The sequence below is a fragment of the Acidovorax sp. NCPPB 3576 genome (assembly GCF_028473605.1).
Classification (GTDB): Bacteria; Pseudomonadota; Gammaproteobacteria; order Burkholderiales; family Burkholderiaceae_C; genus Paracidovorax.
On sequence record NZ_CP097267.1, the window covers coordinates 4,478,671 to 4,498,715 of the forward strand.

Consider the following 20,045-nt stretch of genomic DNA (forward strand, 5'->3'; position numbering starts at 1 on the left):
GAGCACGGCCATGTCGGCTACCATGCGGCCCACGTTCCGGGCGGCCGATCGACGCCAGCGCCCGGCCTTCGACCGCTGGAGCCCCCGCCCCTTGCCTTCCACGCCTGCCGCCGCTGACGACGACTTCGACTACGAAGCCACCCTGGCCCGCTGCGCCGCGGGCGACCGGCAGGCCATGCGCCGCCTGTACGAGCACGAGGGGCCGCGCCTGCTGGGCGTGGCCTGGCGCATCGTGCGGCAGCGCGCGCTGGCCGAGGACATCGTGCACGACGCCTGCGTGAACATCTGGACGCGCGCCGGCAGCTTCGACGCCAGCCGGGGCAGCGCCCGCGGCTGGATCTACAGCGTGGTGCGCAACCTGGCCCTGAACGCCGTGCGCGATGCGGGCCGCCATCTCGATGTGGACGACGACACCGTGCAGGCCCTGGAGGCCGAGCAGTCGGTGCAGGCCCACCGCGAGATCGCGGAAGCGTTCGAGCTCAACGCCAGCCTGGGCCGCCTGCAGCACTGCCTGGAGGGCCTGGACCCGGCACGCCGCAACTGCGTGCTGCACGCCTATGTGGATGGCTGCTCGCACGGCGAGATCGCCGAACGCCTGGGCGCGCCGCTGGGCACCGTGAAGGCGTGGATACGGCGCAGCCTGACCTCGCTGCGGGAGTGCATGGCATGACCGCCCCTACCCCCCATTCCGGCATGCCCGAAGACCTGAACCTGCTGGCCGGCGAATACGTGCTGGGCACCTTGTCCGCCGCCGCCCGCGCCCGCGTGGCGCAGCGCCTGGCATCGGACCCGGCCCTGCAGCGCGCCGTGGCCGACTGGGAAGCCCGGCTGCTGCCGCTGACCGGGCTGGCCGAGCCGATCGCACCGCCGGCGCAGCTGTGGACACGCATCGATGCCTCGCTGCAGGCCGCCGACGGCGCACAGGCCGGCGCGCCCGCCGCCCATTCATATTCCCATTCACCCTCCGCTTCGCCAGCACCCCGGCCGGCGCCGGCCCGGCCATCGCGCAGCTGGTGGAACCACCTGGGCCTGTGGCGCGGGCTCGCGGGCTCGGGCTTTGCCATGGCCGCCGTGCTGGCCGCGGTGCTGGTCACCCGCGTGGCGCCGCAGGCCGCGACCCCGCAATTCATGGTGGTGCTGGTGGCGCCGCAGGACAAGGCGCCCGGCTGGGTCGTGCAGGCGAGTTCGCCCAGCGCGCTCCAGCTCATTCCGCTGGGCGTGGCCGAAGTGCCCGTGGGCCGCGCGCTGGAGTTCTGGACCAAGGCCGACAGCTGGAGCGGCCCGGTCTCGCTGGGGCTGGTCCAGCCCGGACAGTCATTGCAGCTGGCGCTGGAGAAGCTGCCGCCGCTGCAGCCCAACCAGTTGTTCGAGTTGACGCTGGAGCCCCCGAGCGGCTCGCCCATCGGCAAGCCCACCGGGCCGATCCAGTACATCGGCCGGGCGGTGAAGGTGCTGTGAGTCCGGCCGCGGCCCGTCGCGCGGCCGCCGCACAATAGCGCCATGTCCACCGCCCCCCGCCCCAGTCCCGCCCCCGCCACGCCGGTTCGCCCGGCCACCCCGTCGATCTGGCGCGCGCCCGAGCTGTCCGCCCGCTGGTGGCCCGTCTTCCTGCGCAACCTGCTGGTATGGCGCAAGCTGGCCATTCCCAGCCTGGTGGGCAACATCGCCGAGCCGCTGATGTGGCTGGTCGCCTTCGGGTACGGCATGGGCGCGCTGGTGGGCCAGGTGAACGTGGGGGGCACGCAGGTGCCCTACATCCTGTTCCTGGCCAGCGGTTCCATCTGCATGAGCGCCATGAACGCGGCCAGCTTCGAGGCGCTGTATTCGGCGTTCTCGCGCATGCACGTGCAAAAGACCTGGGACGGGATCATGAACGCGCCGGTCAGCCTGGACAACGTGGTGCTGGCCGAGATGCTGTGGGCCGCCTTCAAGGCCGTGTTCACCGTCACCGCCATCCTGGGCGTGATGCTGGCGCTGAAGATCAGCCACAGCCCCAAGCTGCTCGTGGCCTGGCCGGTGCTGCTGTTCGTGGGGGTGATGTTCTCCAGCATCGCGCTGATCTTCAACGCGCTGGCCAAGGGCTACGACTTCTTCACCTACTACTTCACGCTGGTGCTCACGCCGATGATGTTCCTGTCGGGCGTGTTCTTCCCGCGCGAGCAGCTGCCCGCCGTGGTGCGCCACGTGTCCGACTGGCTGCCGCTGGCCAATGCGGTGGAGCTGGTGCGCCCGCTGTTCATGGACCAGTGGCCCGCCCACCCGTTGCGGCACGGCCTGGTGCTGGTGGTGACCACAGCGGTGGCGTTCTGGACGGCGCTGGCGCTCACGCGCAAGCGGTTTCAGGCCTGACAGCGAGCGACGGCCGGGCAACCTGAAAGCCCCGGCAGCGGTTTTTCAGTGCCTCGCAACGCGCGCTCTTGCTATGACGCCTTTCCCAGAAAAATGGCTTCTACAACGACCGCTTTTTTCGAACCCGTCAGACTTGGAAAGAATTCAGCGGAGTCTTCAAATTCCATGCATGTGCCATGGTAGGGATCCCTGATCGTCAAGAAGAACTTTCCATTGTCTTCCCGCACTTTGTCGAGCATCACATCGTGTCCGTTCTTGGTCAGAATGCAGGATCCCAGTTCATCTATTTTTTGGGATAAATCCCGCCAAGTCTCTTTCCTGCTGGCGTGTGTTCCCCCGAACAGGCCTGTTTTGTAATTGATCTCGTGTTTGACTTTGACAGGAGTACGGCCCGTTTTCTCTTGGAGCGTCGCCATGATTTCGTGATCGTTCCGACGTACTCCCGTCATAGGTAGTGGAGGCGCATTGCCACCGATCGATGCAACCCCGTTATCGAGGAGCATCATCAACTCACAAGCACTCGCGCAATCATTAGCGCCCGGTTGAGGGACCATGAATCGCCCTCCTGGCATGGGATAAACAGTGAACGCTCCCATCTTGGCAGGGCTTACCGGAAAGCCCTCGACCATGAAGGCAGCCTGTTTGAAGTCTGCAGAAACCTCGATTCCCGCGATGTGATGAGTGACCCGATGGGACGGAACATCGTGAATCTCGCCCGAGGCAATGTGTTCACTGCGCACTCCAGCAGGGAACCGGCGAACGATGCCATCGGCGCATTGAACCATGGGCTCAGCGAGCGACAGGCGGAAATGAGGGCCCAAGCGTGGGTCCGGTTTTTCGCCCGCACTGTGATCAATCACGCCGACCACATTCTTCATGTTGCCGAGTCGTCCAAAGGTTGCCGGTGATTCAAGAGCGGTGTGGGTTGCGGAACTGCGCGAGGTGGGCGCAAAAGGCGGCCGAGACGATGGCGACGAAGCCCGATGGAATCCTGATTTCTCTTCGTTGGAAACATGTTGCGGACTGCGTTGATAGGATGGCGATCTCACCCTGGGCCGCAGTGCCCCGTCACCCCGGAGAGGCGAGCGTCTGTTCAGAGGCGAAGAATCATCGGCAGTCGTTGCAGATGGTCGGGAAGTCGAGGTCGGTCGCGTCGACGGTGCCGCCACCGTTTCCTTCGCACCACGAACCGGGGTTTCTCGACTAACAATGGATGACTTCATAGAGTGCCCGAATAGGTTGACAGCCGTGTTTATCTGATCCCGCGCCAAGCCAGTCGTTGCATTTTTGCCGCTTCGATTTGGCAAAACCCAGACTTCACGAACCATTGGTTTACCGGGCGAACAATCTATCGTTGTGCATTCCAAACCCAGGGAGGAACGCGGCGACAAGGTTGTCGCGCGCCTGCCCGACAGATCACCTCATCGTTCAGACGCAGTGCGCGCACAGAGCACATGTCCATGCCTAGGGAGTGCGGTATTGCGCAGCACTTGCCGAATGCCTACAGCAACGGCAGCAACAATGCGCCGCCCGCGATTGCCGATACGATCACGCCGATTCGCGGAACCATCTGTTTTTTTGATTTGGCTATTTGGCTGGAAGGGCTCTTTATATGACGATCACGACCGTCGGCATCATCGGCGCAGGCACCATGGGCAACGGCATCGCGCAGGCCTGCGCGGTGTCCGGCATCCACGCGGTGATGGTGGACATCTCGGAGGCCGCCGTGCAAAAGGGCCTGGCCACCGTGGCCGGCAGCCTGGACCGGCTCATCAAGAAAGAAAAGATCACCGCCGCCGACAAGGACGCCGCCCTCGCGCGCATCCGCACCTCGACGAACTACGACGACCTGAAGGCCGCGCAGATCGTGATCGAGGCGGCCACCGAGAACCACGAACTCAAGGTGAAGATCCTGAAACAGATCGACGCCCTCGTGGCGCCGCAGGTCATCATCGCCTCCAACACCTCGTCGATCTCCATCACGCAACTGGCCGCCGCCACGTCGCGGCCCGACCGCTTCATCGGCATGCATTTCTTCAACCCGGTGCCGATGATGGCGCTGGTGGAGATCATCCGCGGCCTGCAGACCAGCGATGCCACGCATGACACGGTGAAGGCCCTGTCCGAGGCGCTGGGCAAGAGTCCCATCACCGTGAAGAACGCGCCCGGCTTCGTGGTCAACCGCATCCTGGTGCCGATGATCAACGAGGCGTTCTTCGTGCTGGCCGAGGGCCTGGCCACGCCCGAGGACATCGATGCAGGCATGAAGCTCGGCTGCAACCAGCCCATCGGGCCGCTGGCGCTGGCGGACATGATTGGCCTGGACGTGTGCCTGGCGGTGATGAACGTGTACCTGACCGAGTTCGGCGACAGCAAATACCGCCCCTGCCCGCTGCTCAAGGAGATGGTGGCCGCCGGCCGCCTGGGCCGCAAGACCGGGCACGGCGTGTACGCGTATTGACCCGTATCCGGGGCACGCGCGGCCCCGTGGCCCTCCAATGGAATGGGGGTCATTTGCTATATTTTTTATAGCATAGTGCCCTAGTGCTTATTGCGGTGGCGGCTATTTTTACCGATATCCCACAAGCGGCACGGCCCAGGCGCCAGCCCTCTCGCGCCGCCGCGCGAATACCCCCATCGGCGCGGCCACCGGCACGCCGCGCTGGAAACCCCCGTCGTCGGCAGGGTCGCGATCAATTCAATTGCACACAATTGAATTGATCGACACAATCCAGCCCATGCCCCGCCCCGACGCCCTCGCCACCCCGGTCTCCACGCCCAGCCCCGCCGTGCTGCAGCTGGACAACCAGGTGTGCTTCGCGCTCTATTCGGCGTCGCTGGCGATGACCAAGCTCTACAAGCCGCTGCTGGAGTCCATCGGCCTGACCTACCCGCAATACCTGGTGATGCTGTCCCTGTGGGAGCGCGACGGCATTACCGTCTCCGAACTGGGCGAGCGGCTGTTCCTCGATTCCGGCACGCTCACCCCGCTGCTCAAGCGCCTGGAGGCCTCGGGCCTGGTGTCGCGGCTGCGCGATGCGAAGGACGAGCGCCGCGTGCGCACCACGCTCACCCCCGCCGGCCGGGCCCTGCGCGACCGCGCCGAGGCCATTCCCGCCTGCGTGCTGGAAAGCAGCCAATGCACCTTGCCCGAACTCACCGCGCTGACCCGGCAACTGCAGCAGTTGCGCGGCCGGCTGGCGCCGGGGCCGGATTAGCAGGCGGCGCATGCCGCCTCGCCCCCTGAAGGTTCTTTCTTCTTTCTCTTTCGTTTTGTTTCCGTTCCCTCCACCCCCGCATTGCGGGCATTCACTGCAAAGGAAATCACCATGCCATCGCTCGACCAAGTCCTCTACACCGCCCGCGCCCACACCACCGGCGGCCGCGACGGCGCCTCGCGCACCGATGACGGCCGCCTGGACGTGCAGCTCTCCGCCCCCGGCACCAGCGGCACGGGCACGAACCCCGAGCAGCTCTTCGCCGCCGGCTATTCCGCCTGCTTCATCGGCGCCTTGAAGGCCGTGGGCGGCCAATTGAAGATCGCCGTGCCGCAGGACGTGGCCGTGGACGCCGAAGTCGATCTGGGCAAGATCCCCAACGCCTACGGCATCGCCGCCCGCCTGAAGGTCAGCCTGCCCGGCCTGGACCGCGCCCAGGCGCAGCAACTGGTGGACGCTGCCCACCAGGTGTGCCCCTACTCCAACGCCACGCGCGGCAACATCGACGTGACGATCACGCTGGCCTGATCGGCACCGCCCTCGAAGCCCCCCGGCCGCATTCAAACGCGGCCGGGGGGCTTTTTTCGTGGTGCCGCAGACCATTGCGCGCAGGGCGCTTCACTGCGGTCCCCATGCGTTCGCGGCCCGCACCGTGCCGGCGCGCAGACTGCGCGACCCTCCCGCGCCGCCCCTGGCCGGGCCTTCTGGTTTTTGGTCTTTCATGCGCCATGCCGAGAATTTCATTGCCTCGATTGCTACACAAAAGATAGCAAACTAAATTCTGCGCCCGGGAGCGGGGATGGAAGGCGCAGCAGGCATCCGGCGGCGATTGCACCTTTTTTGCGCTTCCAGCGCACCCACCGGCGCCCATGGCACCATTCGGAGCCATCATCGTGGGCCGCCTCGCCCCTGCCGGCCCCTTGAAACCGCCCCGTGCACCCGCCGCGTCCGCCATGAAGATCGCCCTGCTCGCCGACATCCACGCCAACCGCCATGCCCTCGATGCCTGCCTGGCGCATGCCCGCGCCCAGGGCGCCGAGCAGTTCGCGCTGCTGGGCGATCTGGTGGGCTACGGCGGCGACCCGGTGGCCGTGGTCGATCAGGCGATGGCCCTGGCGGCCGAGGGCGCGCCCTGCGTGCTGGGCAACCACGATGTCGCGGCGCTGGACCCGCCGCAGGCGCCCACCCAGATGGGCGATCAGAGCGCGCAGTGGACGCACGCGCAGCTGTCGCCGCACCACCGCGCCTTCCTGTCCGCCTTGCCGCTCACGCGCCGACTGGGAGCGAACACGCTGCTGGTGCACGCCAGCGCCGATCAGCCCGGCCACTGGCATTACGTGCAGGACGCGGGCGCGGCCGAGCGCAGCATGGCCGCGGCCAGCCAGCTCGATCCCGCCATCCGCTACGTGTTCTGCGGCCACGTGCACGAGCAGGCGCTGTATTTCCTCACGCCCACCGCCAAGCTGATGCGCTTTGCGCCACAGCCCGGCGTGCCCGTGCCGGTGCCGCCGCACCGCCAGTGGCTGGGCATCGCGGGCTCCGTGGGCCAGCCGCGCGACCGCGACGTGCGCGCCATGTACGTGCTGTTCGACGACCACGCCGCGACGGTCACCTTCCACCGCGTGCCCTACGACCATGCCGCGGCCGCGGCCGCCGTGCGCGCCGCTGGCCTGCCGGCCTTCTTCGCCGACCGGCTGGAGCTGGGGCGGTGAGCGCAGCCGTCACTCGGCCCGCCCGGAGCGCTGCATGAAGCTGCTCGCGCCCGGCACCGAGGTGGACGGCTTCGTCGTGCACGAATGCCTGCACGCGGGCGGCATGGCGCACGTGTACCGCGTGGCCTATGCGGGCGCCGCGCGCGACCCGGGCTTTCCCATGGCCATGAAGATCCCGCGCATGACGGCAGGCGACGGCGCCGAGACCATCGTCGGCTTCGAGGTGGAGCTGCAGATCCTGCCCACGCTGAGCGGCAGCCACGTGCCGCGCTTCGTCGCGGCGGGCGACCTGGCGCGGCTGCCCTACCTGGTGATGGAATACATCGAAGGCCACACGCTGCAGCACTGGCTGGACCTGCCGCAGGCGCCGGACGCCGCCACCGTGGCCCACCTGGGCGCGGCCATGGCGCATGCCGCGCACAGCCTGCACCAGCAGAACGTGTGCCACCTCGACCTCAAGCCGGCCAACGTGCTGCTGCGGCAGGACGGCAGCGCGGTGCTGCTGGATTTCGGCCTCTCGTGCCACGCGCACTACCCCGACCTGCTGGCCGAGGAGATGCGCGAGGCCGTGGGCTCGCCCGCCTGGATCGCGCCCGAGCAGGTGGTGGGCGTGCGCGGCGACCTGCGCAGCGACCTCTTCGCCATCGGCGTGATGCTGTACGAACTGGCCACCGGCGAGCTGCCCTTCGGCGCCCCGACCACGCGCGGCGGCCTGCGCCAGCGGCTGTGGATGACGCCCGCGCCGCCGCGGCGCCACCGGCCGCAGGTGCCCGAGTGGCTGCAGGAGATCATCCTGCGCTGCCTGGAGCCCGAGGCGGCGCAGCGCTACCCCTCGGCCGCGCACCTGGCCTTCGACCTCATGCACCCCGAGCAGGTGCCGGTCACCGAGCGCGGCCAGCGCCTTCGCGGGCCGGGCGTGCGGGCGCACCTGCGCCGCTGGCTCAAGGCGGCGGGCATGCACTACCAGCCCAGCCCGCTGCCGGCGCGCCAGATCGAGGCGGCGCCCATCCTCATGGTGGCCGTGCCCGGCGAGGATGCGAGCGATGCCACGCTGTACTCGCTGCGCCAGGCGGCGGCGCGCTCGCTGGGCATCCGCCCCGGGGCACGGCTGGCCTGCGTGACCGTCATCTCGCCTTCGGCGAGCAGTGCATCCGACACCGAACGCAGCGAAACCACGCTGCACCGCCGCCACCTGGTGCGCCTGCGCCAGTGGTCCGCCGGGCTCGACCTGGCCGGCCACAGCGCCAGCCACCAGGTGATCGAGGCGAGCGACGTGGCCCAGGCCCTGGTGCGCTACGCCCAGGGCAACCGCGTGGGCGTGATGATCGTGGGCGCGGCCACGCACGGCGTGCCGCTGGCGCGCTTCATCGACACCATTGCGATCCGCGTGGCGCGCGATGCACCGTGCACTGTCATCCTGGTCAAGCAGCAGCTGCCCTTCACCGAACTGGGCGGGGGCGACAATGCCCCCCATGGATAACCTGCCCGGCACCGAGCCCACCCCTTCTCTTTCCTCCTCCTCGCACCCCTTCGCGCCCCTCACCCCCGACCTCGTGCTGGACGCGCTCGCCAGCGTGGACCTGTACGGCGATGGCCGCCTCATGGCGCTGGGCTCATACGAAAACCGCGTGTACCAGGTGTCGCTGGAAGACGGCAGCCGCGTCGTCGCCAAGTTCTACCGGCCGGATCGCTGGAGCGATGCGCAGATCCTGGAAGAGCACGCCTTCTCCGCCGAACTCGCCCAGGCCGAGGTGCCCATGGTCGCTCCGCTGGAACTGCAGGGCCGCACGCTGCACCACCACGCGGGCTTTGCGTTCTCGGTCAGCCCCTGGCGCGGGGGGCGCACACCCGAGCTGGACGACTTCGAGGTGCTGGAGTGGATCGGCCGCTTCCTCGCCCGCATCCACACCGTGGGCGAGGCCCGGCCCTTCGCGCTGCGCCCGGCGCTGGACGCGGCCACCTTCGCGCAGGAGCCGCACGACTGGCTGCTGGCCGAGGAGATCATCCCGCTGGACCAGCAGTCGGCCTGGCGCAGCGCCTGCGAAGATGCTATTCAATTGATAGCAAAAAGTGCATGGAATACGGCGGCAGGCAGCACTTTTGCCTTGAAAGACGCGAAAGCGCTGCGCCTGCACGGCGACTGCCACCCCGGCAACGTGCTGTGGACGCCCACCGACCGGCCCGGCGGCGGCCCGCACTTCGTGGACCTGGACGACGCGCGCACCGGCCCGGCCGTGCAGGACCTGTGGATGCTGCTGTCCGGCGACCGCCGCCAGCGCACCGTGCAGCTGTCCGCGCTGCTGGACGGCTACGAGCAGTTCCGCCCCTTCGACCGGCGCGAGCTGGCCCTGATCGAGCCGCTGCGCACGCTGCGGCTGATCCACTACAGCGCCTGGCTGGCGCGCCGCTGGGCCGACCCGATCTTTCCGATCAACTTCCCGTGGTTCGGCAGCAGCGACTACTGGCGCGGGCAGGTGGACATGCTGCACGAACAGATGGAAGCGATGCAGGAAGCGCCGCTGTCGGCCTGAGGGCTGCGAGCATTGGATGCCCGATGGCCTTAGCGGCCCTGCGGAAAGCGCATGGACGGATGACCCTCTGCCAAGCCCGTGCGGTTCTGCAGGTCGTCGATGGCTTCCTCGTGTCTCTGGATGACGGGCTCCACTTGCCTTCCCAATCGTTCGGACTGTGCGGTCAACAATCGCACGGCACCCACCGGGTCATCGCCCAGGTCGATGCGTTGAGAGTTCTGGCGATTCAGCGTTTGCTGCAGCGCCGTCAAATCTCCCGCCGCTGACTGCACCCGCGTGCGCAAGGATTCGAGTTCCCTGCGCACGGGCGAGCCAAGCAACTCATTGGTGTCGGGGCCCAGCAGTCCATTGATTCTCCGTTCGCGCGAGCGCAGTCCGGACAGCGCCGCATCCACTCCGAACGCAGCCGATGCCGATTCTTCGGCCTGCGCACTGGCATGGGTACTTGCCGTGCCTTGGTCCTGATGGCGGCGAACGGAAGCGTTCCCGCTGGAGCTGCCGATGCAATTGCCCATGAAGTCGTCCTCAAAGTTTTGAACGGGCCATGCTCTCTGAACGCGCTGGACAACGGGGAGGCAGGGCGAAGACCGGCGCATCCAAACGAAACCGCGGCTGCGAATCCGTCCATTTCCGCGCGCGAAACAATGGGCCCCGGCGCACTCGAAGCGCCGCCGATGCGCCGATGCCACAAACCACTCCTACGGCCTTTCGATAACTGTCAACAATTGTCACTTTCCAACCGATAGCTAAATTTAGGGGTAGCTTCCGCATGTCGCCTTTCGAGACCGGCGACACCGTTCCCGTTCGCTTTTGCTGGTGCCCCATGCGTATCGCTGCCCTTGACGATGATCCGATCCTGATTGAGCTGATCCAAGCCTCCGCCGAACATGCCGGGCACTTGTTCCACCCCTTTACCGATGGCGCCAGCCTGCTCAAGGCCCTGCGGACCGAGACCTTCGACCTGCTGATCGTGGACTGGCACCTGCCGGACATGAGCGGCATGGAAGTGGTGCACGCGCTGCGCGCGGGCCTGGCGCCGCAGATGCCCATCCTGTTCGTGACGCGCCGCAACGCCGAGCAGGACGTGGTCGAGGCGCTCAACTGCGGCGCCGACGACTTCATGACCAAGCCCATCCGCATGGGCGAGCTGATGGCGCGCACCGCGGCGCTGCTGCGGCGCGCGTACCCTTCCGCTGTCGCGCGCACGCTCGACTTCGGCCGCTATCGCTTCGAGCCCAAGACCCGCTCGCTCTGTATGAACGGAACGCTGGTGGACCTGAAGAACAAGGAATACGACCTGGCGCTGTTCATGTTCCAGAACGCGGGCCGCCTGCTGTCGCGCGAGCACATGCGCCAAAGCGTCTGGGGCGAGGTGCAGGATGTGCCCTCGCGCTCCCTGGACACGCACGTCTCGCGGCTGCGCAGCAAGCTCGCGCTGTCTCCGGAGAACGGCTACGTGGTCAACGCGGTGTATGGCATGGGCTACCGCCTGGACGCGGTCGAGGTGACCCAGTCGGTTTGACCCGGGGCCACTGACGCGCGCCCTCTTTCGCCCCCTGCCTCCCGTACAAAAAGAAAAGGGCGGCCCCTCATCGGGACCGCCCTTTTTTCCTTGGGGCCAGGCTTGCCGCCTGCGCTCAGCGGCGGCGGGCGCCGGGGGCCGACTGGCGCAGCGCCAGCCCGCCCAGCAGGCACGACAGCAGGATCAGCGCCCACTGCGACAGCGTCGGCACGCTGGTGATCGCATCGGGCGGGGTCTGCACGGTCGTGGTCTTGCTCGACGTGTTGTTGGCCGGATTGGTATCGCCCGGCGCATCCAGCGTGGCGGTGTTCACCAGCGGTCCGGTGCCGGTGTAGGGCTGTGCCAGACGGGTCTTGACGCGCAAGGTGCGGCTGGCACCGGCCAGCAGTTCGCCCACCGAGCAGGTCACCGAATTGCCCGCGGCCACGCAATCGGCCGAGGAGACGAACGTCAGCCCGGCGGGCAGCGGGTCCACCACCTGGGCGCCGTTGCTGGTCAGGTTGCCGTTGTTGCGCACGGTGAAGGTGTAGTCCACATCCGCGCCCGGGGCGATCGGGCCGTCCGGGCCGGCCTTGAGGATCGACAGGTCGGTGGCGATCGGGTCGCGCTTGGTGGACGTCTGGTCGTACGTCGTGTTGTTGACCTGCGTGTTCTGCCCGCCCTGCAGGAACTCGGTTTCGCTCACCGACACCACGGCCTTGTGGAAGATCGTGCCTGAAGCGGCCCCGGCCGGCAGGCTCATCGCCTTCATCTTGAACGTGATGGTGGCCACCTCGTCCTTGGCCAGGCCCGGGAAGGTGCACGACACGCTGCCCGAGGTCGCGCCGACGGCGGGCGAAGTGCAGGAGCCGCCCTTGTCCACCGTGAGGCCGCCCGTGAAGCCGAACGTGGCCGAGGAGGCGCCGTTCGTGGGGTGGGTCACCGGGAACGTGTCCGTCATCACCACGTTCGTGCCGAACGACGGGCCCGAGTTCTTCACGGTGATGGTGTAGGTCGTCTCGGCGCCCAGGGCGATGGCGTCGGCGCTGTGCGCCATCGACACCAGGATGTCCAGCTCGGGCTGGGTCAGCGTGATCTCGGCCGCGGCCTGGTTGTTGGTCAGCACGGGCTCGTCCGTCACGGTGCCGATCTCGACCGTGTTGGAGAGCTTCACGCCCGGCGCCCAGGCGCCCGCCGCCCGCAGGCGGTAGGTCACTTCGTACTGGCCGCCATTGGCGAGGAACACGCTGTTGCCCGTGGTGCCCCAGCGGCAGTTCAGCGTGCCGCCGTTGCCGGCGGGAATGGCATCGCACACGCCGCCGTTGGAGGCGACAGGCGTGCCGATCAGCACCCCGTTGGCGGGCAGCACGTCCCTCAGCCACACGTTCTCGGCCGACGACGGGCCGTTGTTCCTGGCGCGCACCACGTACGTGATGGGTTCGCCCGAGATCGCGGTCGGCGTGGGCGAGACGGTCTTGGAGGCCACCAGGTCCACCCGGGCCGTGACCTGGCTCGTCGCCGATGCGGTGTTGTTGCCCAGGACCGGGTCCACTACCTCGGGCGAATAGGCCGTGGCGGTGTTGGTGCGGTTCGCGGTGGTGGCCACCGTGGGCCGGATGGCCACGGTCACCGTGGCGCTGGCGCCGCTGTTGAGCGTGCCGAGCGAGCACAGCAGCGTGGCGGTGTTGACGTTGGACGCGCCCGAAGGCGTGCAGGTGCCGGCGCTCGTATTCACCGACACCAGGCCCGGCGCCGAGGCACTGGTCACCAGGCTGGGCAGCACGTCGCGCAGGCTCACGTTGGTGGCGGCGCTGGTGCCGTTGTTGGTCACCACCATCGTGTAGGTCAGCACGTCGCCCGCGGGCACCGTGGGCTTGTCCACGGATTTGACGATGCTCAGGTCCGCCTGCACCTCGTTGCCGGGAGTCTGGTCGGATGCCCCGACGCCCACGCCCTGGCAGTTGATGCCGTGCGCGGGGTCGGTGTACCACGGGTCCTCGCGCGTGCCGCCCGTCTCGGGGCTGAACTTCACGCAGGCGTTGTTGGTGGCCGAGCCCGCGGTCGTGCGCACCGCATCGACCACGATGTCGGGGGCATTCGCATTCACGGCCAGCCCGGCCGTGCGTTCGCAGGTGAAGGTGCCCGGGCCCACCAGCGGCAGTGCCGAGCAGGTCCAGCCCGTACCCGAGGCCGCGTTGAGGCCGGTCAGGGTCACGCCGGAGGGCACCGAGTCGGAGACGACGATGCTCGGGGCGGCCGGCACGGTGGCGGCGGCCGCTGCGATGGCGAGCGGTCCGCGGTTGCGCGCGGTCAGGCGGTACTGGTAGGTCTGGCCGATGGCCACCGCCACGCCCTGGCCGTTCACGTAGTTGGACGCGGCCTTGGTGATCTGCAGGTCGGCCACGTTGGTCGCCGTGATGAAGACGCTGGCGGGCGCGTTGTTGGTCGTGTCGGGATCGGTGCGGGTCGGCGCGTCGATCGTGACGGTGTTGGGCAGCGTGCCTGTCTGCTGCACCAAAGCCACCACCGTGATGGCCGGCATGTTGCTGAAGTTCGCGCCTGCATAGCCGCCGGGCAGGTCGCAGGTGATCACCTGGCCCGCCGGGGTGCAGGTCCATCCCGTGCCCGTGGCGGACACGTACGACAGGCCCGTGCCCAGCGTATCGACCACCTGCACCGGCACGCCGGCGAGCGAAGTGCCGCCGTTCAGCCGGGGCGTGACCGTGTAGGTCACCTGGTCGTTGAGCCCATAGGTGGTGGCACCGTTCACGGCCTTGGTCACGGAGACGTCCGAGGCCGTGCCGGCCACGTTGACCTCGGCCGAACCGGTGTTGTTGGCGGGCTGTCCGTCGGGCATTTCCGTGGACGCATCCTTGTAGCCCTTGACCGAGAACGACGTCGTGATGGAGCCGGTCACATTGGGAGCAGCCTGCACCTCCAGCGACGGCACCGCGTCGCCATTGGCCACCGCTCCGGCATGCGAGCAGGTGACCACCGTGGCGGGCGTCGGCGAGCCGGGGGACACGAGCGGCGAGGCGTTGGAGGCCGTCGGCGAGCAGGTCCAGCCGTTGGTGCCGCCCACGCGGGTGAACGCGGCGCCCGTGGGCACGCTGAACGTGACCTCCACGCGCCCTGCGGCGGGAATGCCGATGGGCCCCAGGTTGTTCACATCCACCAGGTAGCGGTAGGGCTGGCCGGGCGTGAGCGGATTGCCCGGGGGCGCCGCGGGGTTGGTGGTGACGGTCAGGGCCAGGTCGGCCGCTTCGGTCGTGGTGATGCGGCGGTCCAGCGCGTCGTTGCTGGGGTCCGAATCGGTTTCGTTGCGCGTTACGCGGGCGTTGTTGATCCAGTTGGTGGACACCGTCGGCAACACCACCTCGAAATCGACCACCTTCGTGGCGTTGACCGCCATCGTGCCCAGATCGCACTGCACCGTCTGGTTGCCGGCCGTGATGGCCGTACCGGGCGCGATGGCCGGCGTGCAGGTCATGCCGGCCGGAGTCGTCGTGACCGACTGGAACACCGATCCCACGGGCAGCTTGTCCGTGAGGATCACGCCGGTGGCCGCGCTGCCGGTGTTGTGACGCACCGTCACCACGTAATGGAAGGTGCCGCCCGCAGGACCCGAGGCGGATGCGGGCACCGCGTCCTGGTTGACCAGGATGTCGGTGGTCTGGGCCAGCACGGCCCCAGGCGCCAGCAGACACCCGGCCAGCAGCAGGCCGTGCATGCGCCGGCCCAGCCCAACTCGACGCGCGACGGGACTGCGAGCAGGCGCGGAAGCGAACGCAGGCCACAGCAGGCCCGCTGCCCGCCGTGCAAAGGAAAGAACCATACCGATCTCCAGATTGTTGTAAACAGATCCGGGCACGCCGCGACGCCACTGGGGCCCTGGCGAGGGCCGAAATGGGGTCTGGGGCAAGAACATCGGCGCGCGATGCCTTGCCGGCGTGGCCGGGATTGCCGCGAATCTAGGGGGTCGGCACTTTGATTTTCAGAATTCAACAATTGTTGACATTTGGTCTTGCGCTTGTGAGTAATGCGCCACAACCATAGCCCACGGCTATCGTCCGGGAGCGCGCTCCCCGTGCTGCGAGACAGCCCCATCGCCGACACTCCCCGCATGCCGTTTACCTTCGCTGCCGCCCCCGCCTCGCCTGCCCCTGTTCCTTCCGCTCCGTCCGCCCTTCGCCCTTTCCACCGGGGACGACCTCGGCTCCTTTCACAGTGGGGGTGCCCCGCGCTGCTGCTCTGGCTGGCTTTCCTGGCCGGGCTGGCCCTGCCCGCCCGCGCCGAACCGGCGGGCGTGGAGGTGTTCCACTGGTGGGTGACCGGCGGCGAGCGCGCCAGCATGGATGCGATCCGCGACTTCACGCGCCAGCGCGGCCTGGCGTGGAAGGAAGACTTCTCGCCCGGCAGCGGCACCGCGCGCTACACCGACGTGCTGGCGGCCCGTGTGCGCGCCGGGCGGGTGCCGACTGCGGCGCAGATGATCGGCTACGAGATCCACGAATGGGCGCGGCGCGGGCTGCTGGAAAACCTCAACGGCATTGCCGCGCGCGAGGAATGGGACGAGGTCGTGCCCAACGAGATCCAGCAGCTCTCCAAATGGCAGGGCCAGTGGGTGGCGGCCCCGTTCAACGCGCATTCCACCAACTGGCTCTGGGTCAACCAGTCCCTGGCCCGCCGGCTGGGCGCCGCCACGCCGCCCGACACCTGGGACGACCTGATCGCCCTGCTCGGCAAAGCCCGCGCCGCCGGCATCCTGCCGCTGGCCATCGGCAAGGAGGCGTGGGAACACACGCTGCTGTTCGAATCGGTCGCGGCCGGCACCGGCGGCGCGGCGTTCTACCGGCGCGCCTTTCTCGACCTGGACCCGACCGCGCTCGACGCCCCGGTCACCACCGTGATCTTCGAGCGCATGCGGCAACTGGCGGGCTACCTGGACGCGGGCTTCATGCGCCGCCGCTGGGACCAGGCCACCGACCTCGTCGCCGGCGGGCAGGCCCTGCTGCAGGTGCAGGGCAGCTGGGTGGACGGCGAATTCAAGGTGCGGGGCATGCTGCCCGACCGCGACTACCAGTGCTGGCGCTTTCCCGACACCCAGGGCATGTACCTTTTCAACAGCGACCAGTTCGTCTTCTTCAAGCAGCCCGCACGCCAGCGCGCGGCGCAGGAGCGCTTCGCCTCCATCCTCATGGACCCGGACCTGCAGGTGGCCGTGAACGTGCGCACCGGCGCGGCGCCCGCCCGCGTGGACGTGCAGCAGGCCCCGTTCAACCGCTGCGGCCAGGGCGCCATCACCGACCTGCGCGGCGCCAACATGCGCCGCACCCTCATGGGCTCCATCGCCATGGGCAATGCCCACCCGTCAGCCGTGAAGGCCGCCGTGTACGACGTGGTCACCAGGCACCTGCAGGGCCGGCTGGACACGCCCGGCGCCGTGGCGGCGCTGCGCGCGGCCATCGCCCGCAAGCCCTCCTGACCCCTCACCCGCACGCCGCTTTTGCGCCCACCCTTCCACGGAGCGACCATGTCCTTGTCCCGGTATGTCCTGCGGTCCTTCTCCCACCTGCCGCTCACCGCGAAGATCGTCTTTCTCGTCGGGTTGATGGGTGTGATTTCCACCGCGTCGATGCTCTACGCCACCAGCAAGATGCGCGGCATCGACCAGCAGTACAACGCGCTGATCGAGCGCGAGGCGCAGAGCGCGCTGCACATCGGCGATGCAGCCCTGCTGCTGAGCGAATCGAGCCGCCTCGTGTATGCCGTGCTGACCGAGCAGGACGAGGCCACCATGCGCGCCGCCCTGACCAGCCTGGCCCAGTTGCAGGCGCAGTTCAACCGGCAGATCGACACCACCGAAGCCCTGGTGCCCGCCAATGCCGCGCAACTGCAGGCCATCCGCCAACGTGCCACCGCCGCCTTCGCGCTGGCCGCGCGCATCGTCGATGCCGCCTCGCGCTGGCGCGGCGACCGGGCGCTGCAGATCATCCACGGCGAGTTCGAGCCCGCCCTGCGCGCACTGCAGCAGGACATGAACCACCAGCGCAACGACTCCGTCACGCAGTTCCAGGAATCGTCCGTTCGGCTCGGCCAGGTCACGCGCGACACCATCCTGACCACCGCGCTGGCCGTGGGCATCGGCCTGGCGCTGGTGATCGCGCTGTCGTCGTGGGTGGCCGTCTTCCAGATCTCGCGGCCCATCCTGCGGCTCACGCGGCACATGGAGCGGCTCACCGACCGCGATTACGACGACACCGTCACCGTCACCGGCACCGAGCGGCGCGACGAAGTGGGCACCATGGCCAAGGCGCTCCAGGTGTTCAAGGAAAGCATGCAGCGCGCCGACCGCCTGGCCATCGAGGTGGCCGCGAGCGCCGAGGCGCGCCGCCTGTCCGAGCAGCTCGTGGACCTGACCGGCGCCATTCCCGGCGCCGTGTTCCAGATGCACGTGCGCCCCGATGGCTGGCAGCGCTTTCTCTTCGTGAGCGACAAGGCTGCCGAACTGCAGGGCCGGCCCGCGCACGAACTGCTGCGCCTGGAAGGCCCCGTGGAGCAGACCTACGGCCTGCCGCCGTCCGGGCAGGACGCGCTGCGCGAGCGCTTCGAGCACAGCCTGCGCACCTTGCAGCCGCTGGACTTCGACGTCGAGGTGGCGCACGGCGACCGCAGCCGGTGGCTCAAGACCCTGGCCACCGCGCGGCGCCTGCCCGATGGCGCCGTGCTGTTCAACGGCGTGTGGCTGGACGTCACCGAGCAAAAGAACCAGGCCCGCGCGCTGGCCCAGGCCGCCGAAGAGAAAGCCACCTTCCTGGCCGTGATGAGCCACGAAATCCGCACCCCCTTGAACGCCATCCTGGGCCTGGCCCAGCTGGCGCTCAAGGACGACAGCCTGGCGCCGCCGCAGCGCGAGCGCATGGACCAGATGTACCGCGCCGGCCGCCGGCTGCTGGGCATCGTCAACGACACGCTCGACTTCTCCAAGATCGACGGCGGCCACCTCGTGCTGGAAACCGTGCCGTTCGAGCTGCCCACCCTGCTGGCCGACCTGTCGGAGCTGTTCGACCACAAGGCCAAGACCAAGGGCCTGCGCTTTCGCGTGGAAGTCGCCGAAGGCGTGCCGCCCTATCTGCTGGGCGATCCGCACCGCATCGGGCAGGTGCTGGTCAACTTCGTGAACAACGCCATCAAGTTCACCGAAGCGGGCGAAGTCGCCCTGACCCTCTCTGCGCATGCCGCCACACCGGCCGAAGGCCTCTCACCCGCCGCCGGCATGGAGGCAGGAGAAGGCGATCTGATCCTGCATTGCGCCGTGCGCGACACCGGCATCGGCCTGACCGATGAACAGCAGGCCCACCTCTTCCAGGCCTTCCACCAGGCCGACGCCACCATCACGCGCCGCTTCGGCGGCACCGGACTGGGCCTGGCCATCTCGCGCCAGCTGGCCCTGCTGATGGGGGGCGATGCCGGCGTGCACAGCACGCCCGGCGAAGGCAGCACCTTCTGGTTCACCGCCCGCGTGCAGCGCAGCGCCCGCCCGGCCCTGCCCGCCCAGGGCGAGCGCGGCGCCCGCGCCCCGAGCGCCCCCGCGGCGCTGGCCGGCCTGCGCGTGCTGCTGGTGGACGACAACGAACTCAACCGCTTGGTGGCCGCGGGCCTGCTGGAATCCGGCGGCCTGCACGTGGACACCGCCAACGACGGCGCCGAAGCCCTGCGCCGCCTCGACGAAGCGCCCGATGGCACGCACTACGACGCCGTGCTGATGGACATGCAGATGCCCGTGATGGACGGCCTAACCGCCACCCGAGCGCTGCGCCAAGACCCGCGCTTCGCCCACCTGCCCGTCATCGCCATGACCGCCAACGCCGCGCGCCAGGACATCGAGCGCACCAAAGCGGCCGGCATGAACGACCACCTGAGCAAGCCGGTGCTGGAGGAAAGGCTGTGGGCCACCTTGTCGCGCTGGATGGCGCCTGGCGGGCAGGAGGTGCCTGCTGCCCCTGCGACGGCATTCATGTCACAGGGCGCAAAAGTCGACGACCACCATGCTCCTTCAGCACCCGTCGCCGGGGCCGCTGAAGCGGGCGCGGATGCGCTCTTCGATGAAGAGGCCCTGCAGGAACTGCGCGGCGTGTTCACCGCTGACCGCTTTGATGCGTTGGTCGCCCGATTCATTCACGACTGCGAGCAGCGACTGGAACGCATCCACGACGCCCGCCACGCCGGGGCCTGGAGCCGCTTGCGACAGGAAACCCATGAGTTGGGGGGCACGGTGGGAAGTTTTGGGCTGCAGCGGTTGAGCGGGATTACTCGGGCATTAGAAAAGGCCGCGGATGCGAAGGATGGGGTAGAGGTGGATGCACTTATTCGGTGGGCCGAGGAGGCGATGGCTCTTGGGCTGCAGGAGTTGAAAATGGCCTTGAGTCGCACATGAACCCAGTTGCATAGCCATTGCCATCCCACAAGATTTTGCGTGTTGGTCACGCCTTCGCGGCGTGATTCGATGGCCCGCATCGATAGCGTGCAGCCTGCCGTTGATCTGCGCGGCCACTGGCATCGGTTCTGCTGCCGTGGGCAGGTAAATGATCTCCGTGCTGTCCATCTCCCCCGCCGCCGCCGCGCTGTCGCTGCTCCTTCGGTTGCCGTACTGGCCGAGCACGGTGCTGCCGATGCCGTCCTCCGCATAGACGGTCTGCGGGGTGAGGGCCGGGTTGTTCGCACCCGACAATCA

Annotated in this window: 16 protein-coding genes; 13 read left to right on the top strand and 3 right to left on the bottom strand. The window is 68.3% G+C overall.

What is annotated here, in order from left to right:
• Positions 1-10: 10 nt before the first annotated feature.
• From M5C98_RS20425 to M5C98_RS20435, 3 genes are read left to right on the top strand one after another with little or no spacing between them, the layout of a single operon-like run.
• Entirely contained in the window at positions 11-670 is a 660-nt protein-coding gene (locus tag M5C98_RS20425) for a sigma-70 family RNA polymerase sigma factor (RefSeq protein ID WP_272549258.1), read from the top strand.
• Positions 667-1,458 (top strand): anti-sigma factor, encoded by a 792-nt coding sequence (locus M5C98_RS20430; protein ID WP_272549259.1) that lies wholly within the window; start codon positions 667-669, stop codon positions 1,456-1,458. The genes M5C98_RS20425 and M5C98_RS20430 overlap by 4 nt, the downstream gene beginning before the upstream one ends.
• 42 nt (positions 1,459-1,500) lie before the next feature.
• Positions 1,501-2,349: an ABC transporter permease gene (locus M5C98_RS20435; protein WP_272549260.1), complete on the top strand. Its 849-nt coding sequence runs from the start codon at positions 1,501-1,503 to the stop codon at positions 2,347-2,349.
• A 71-nt stretch (positions 2,350-2,420) separates the two neighbouring features.
• Here the strand turns inward: M5C98_RS20435 and M5C98_RS20440 are convergent, their stop codons facing one another.
• Positions 2,421-3,227, bottom strand: a complete 807-nt coding sequence (locus tag M5C98_RS20440; protein ID WP_272549261.1) for a hypothetical protein — start codon at positions 3,225-3,227, stop codon at positions 2,421-2,423.
• A gap of 576 nt (positions 3,228-3,803) precedes the next feature.
• Between M5C98_RS20440 and M5C98_RS20445 the strand changes: the two genes are divergently transcribed.
• From M5C98_RS20445 to M5C98_RS20475, 7 genes are all read left to right on the top strand, one after another.
• Positions 3,804-3,965 carry a hypothetical protein gene (locus M5C98_RS20445; RefSeq protein WP_272549262.1) on the top strand — a complete coding sequence of 54 codons (162 nt, stop codon included), beginning with the start codon at positions 3,804-3,806 and terminating at the stop codon, positions 3,963-3,965.
• On the top strand, positions 3,962-4,810 hold the full coding sequence (locus M5C98_RS20450; protein ID WP_272549263.1) for a 3-hydroxybutyryl-CoA dehydrogenase: 849 nt from the start codon (positions 3,962-3,964) through the stop codon (positions 4,808-4,810). Before M5C98_RS20445 ends, M5C98_RS20450 begins: the two co-directional genes overlap by 4 nt.
• Positions 4,811-5,087: 277 nt before the next feature.
• Positions 5,088-5,567 (top strand): MarR family winged helix-turn-helix transcriptional regulator, encoded by a 480-nt coding sequence (locus M5C98_RS20455; protein ID WP_272549264.1) that lies wholly within the window; start codon positions 5,088-5,090, stop codon positions 5,565-5,567.
• A 111-nt stretch (positions 5,568-5,678) separates the two neighbouring features.
• Positions 5,679-6,095 carry an organic hydroperoxide resistance protein gene (locus tag M5C98_RS20460; RefSeq protein WP_272549265.1) on the top strand — a complete coding sequence of 139 codons (417 nt, stop codon included), beginning with the start codon at positions 5,679-5,681 and terminating at the stop codon, positions 6,093-6,095.
• A 425-nt stretch (positions 6,096-6,520) separates the two neighbouring features.
• Entirely contained in the window at positions 6,521-7,279 is a 759-nt protein-coding gene (locus tag M5C98_RS20465) for a metallophosphoesterase family protein (RefSeq protein WP_272553360.1), read from the top strand.
• A gap of 34 nt (positions 7,280-7,313) precedes the next feature.
• The gene (locus M5C98_RS20470) at positions 7,314-8,759 is read left to right on the top strand and encodes a serine/threonine protein kinase (RefSeq protein WP_272549266.1); all 1,446 of its coding nucleotides are present in this window, start codon (positions 7,314-7,316) and stop codon (positions 8,757-8,759) included.
• Positions 8,752-9,810 (top strand): serine/threonine protein kinase, encoded by a 1,059-nt coding sequence (locus tag M5C98_RS20475; protein WP_272549267.1) that lies wholly within the window; start codon positions 8,752-8,754, stop codon positions 9,808-9,810. Before M5C98_RS20470 ends, M5C98_RS20475 begins: the two co-directional genes overlap by 8 nt.
• A gap of 29 nt (positions 9,811-9,839) precedes the next feature.
• Here M5C98_RS20475 and M5C98_RS20480 read toward each other — a convergent pair whose 3' ends face one another.
• On the bottom strand, positions 9,840-10,325 hold the full coding sequence (locus M5C98_RS20480; RefSeq protein WP_272549268.1) for a hypothetical protein: 486 nt from the start codon (positions 10,323-10,325) through the stop codon (positions 9,840-9,842).
• A 308-nt stretch (positions 10,326-10,633) separates the two neighbouring features.
• Here M5C98_RS20480 and M5C98_RS20485 point away from each other — a divergent pair, with 308 nt between their 5' ends.
• Positions 10,634-11,332: a response regulator transcription factor gene (locus M5C98_RS20485; RefSeq protein ID WP_272549269.1), complete on the top strand. Its 699-nt coding sequence runs from the start codon at positions 10,634-10,636 to the stop codon at positions 11,330-11,332.
• Positions 11,333-11,447: 115 nt separating this feature from the next.
• Here M5C98_RS20485 and M5C98_RS20490 read toward each other — a convergent pair whose 3' ends face one another.
• Positions 11,448-15,146 carry an IPTL-CTERM sorting domain-containing protein gene (locus tag M5C98_RS20490; protein ID WP_272549270.1) on the bottom strand — a complete coding sequence of 1,233 codons (3,699 nt, stop codon included), beginning with the start codon at positions 15,144-15,146 and terminating at the stop codon, positions 11,448-11,450.
• A 288-nt stretch (positions 15,147-15,434) separates the two neighbouring features.
• Here M5C98_RS20490 and M5C98_RS20495 point away from each other — a divergent pair, with 288 nt between their 5' ends.
• Together M5C98_RS20495 and M5C98_RS20500 are read left to right on the top strand one after the other, a co-directional pair.
• A complete protein-coding gene (locus M5C98_RS20495) occupies positions 15,435-16,796 on the top strand; it encodes an ABC transporter substrate-binding protein (protein WP_272549271.1) in 1,362 nt (453 codons plus the stop codon).
• Positions 16,797-16,844: 48 nt separating this feature from the next.
• A complete protein-coding gene (locus M5C98_RS20500; RefSeq protein WP_272549272.1) occupies positions 16,845-19,748 on the top strand; it encodes a response regulator in 2,904 nt (967 codons plus the stop codon).
• Positions 19,749-20,045 lie beyond the last annotated feature (297 nt).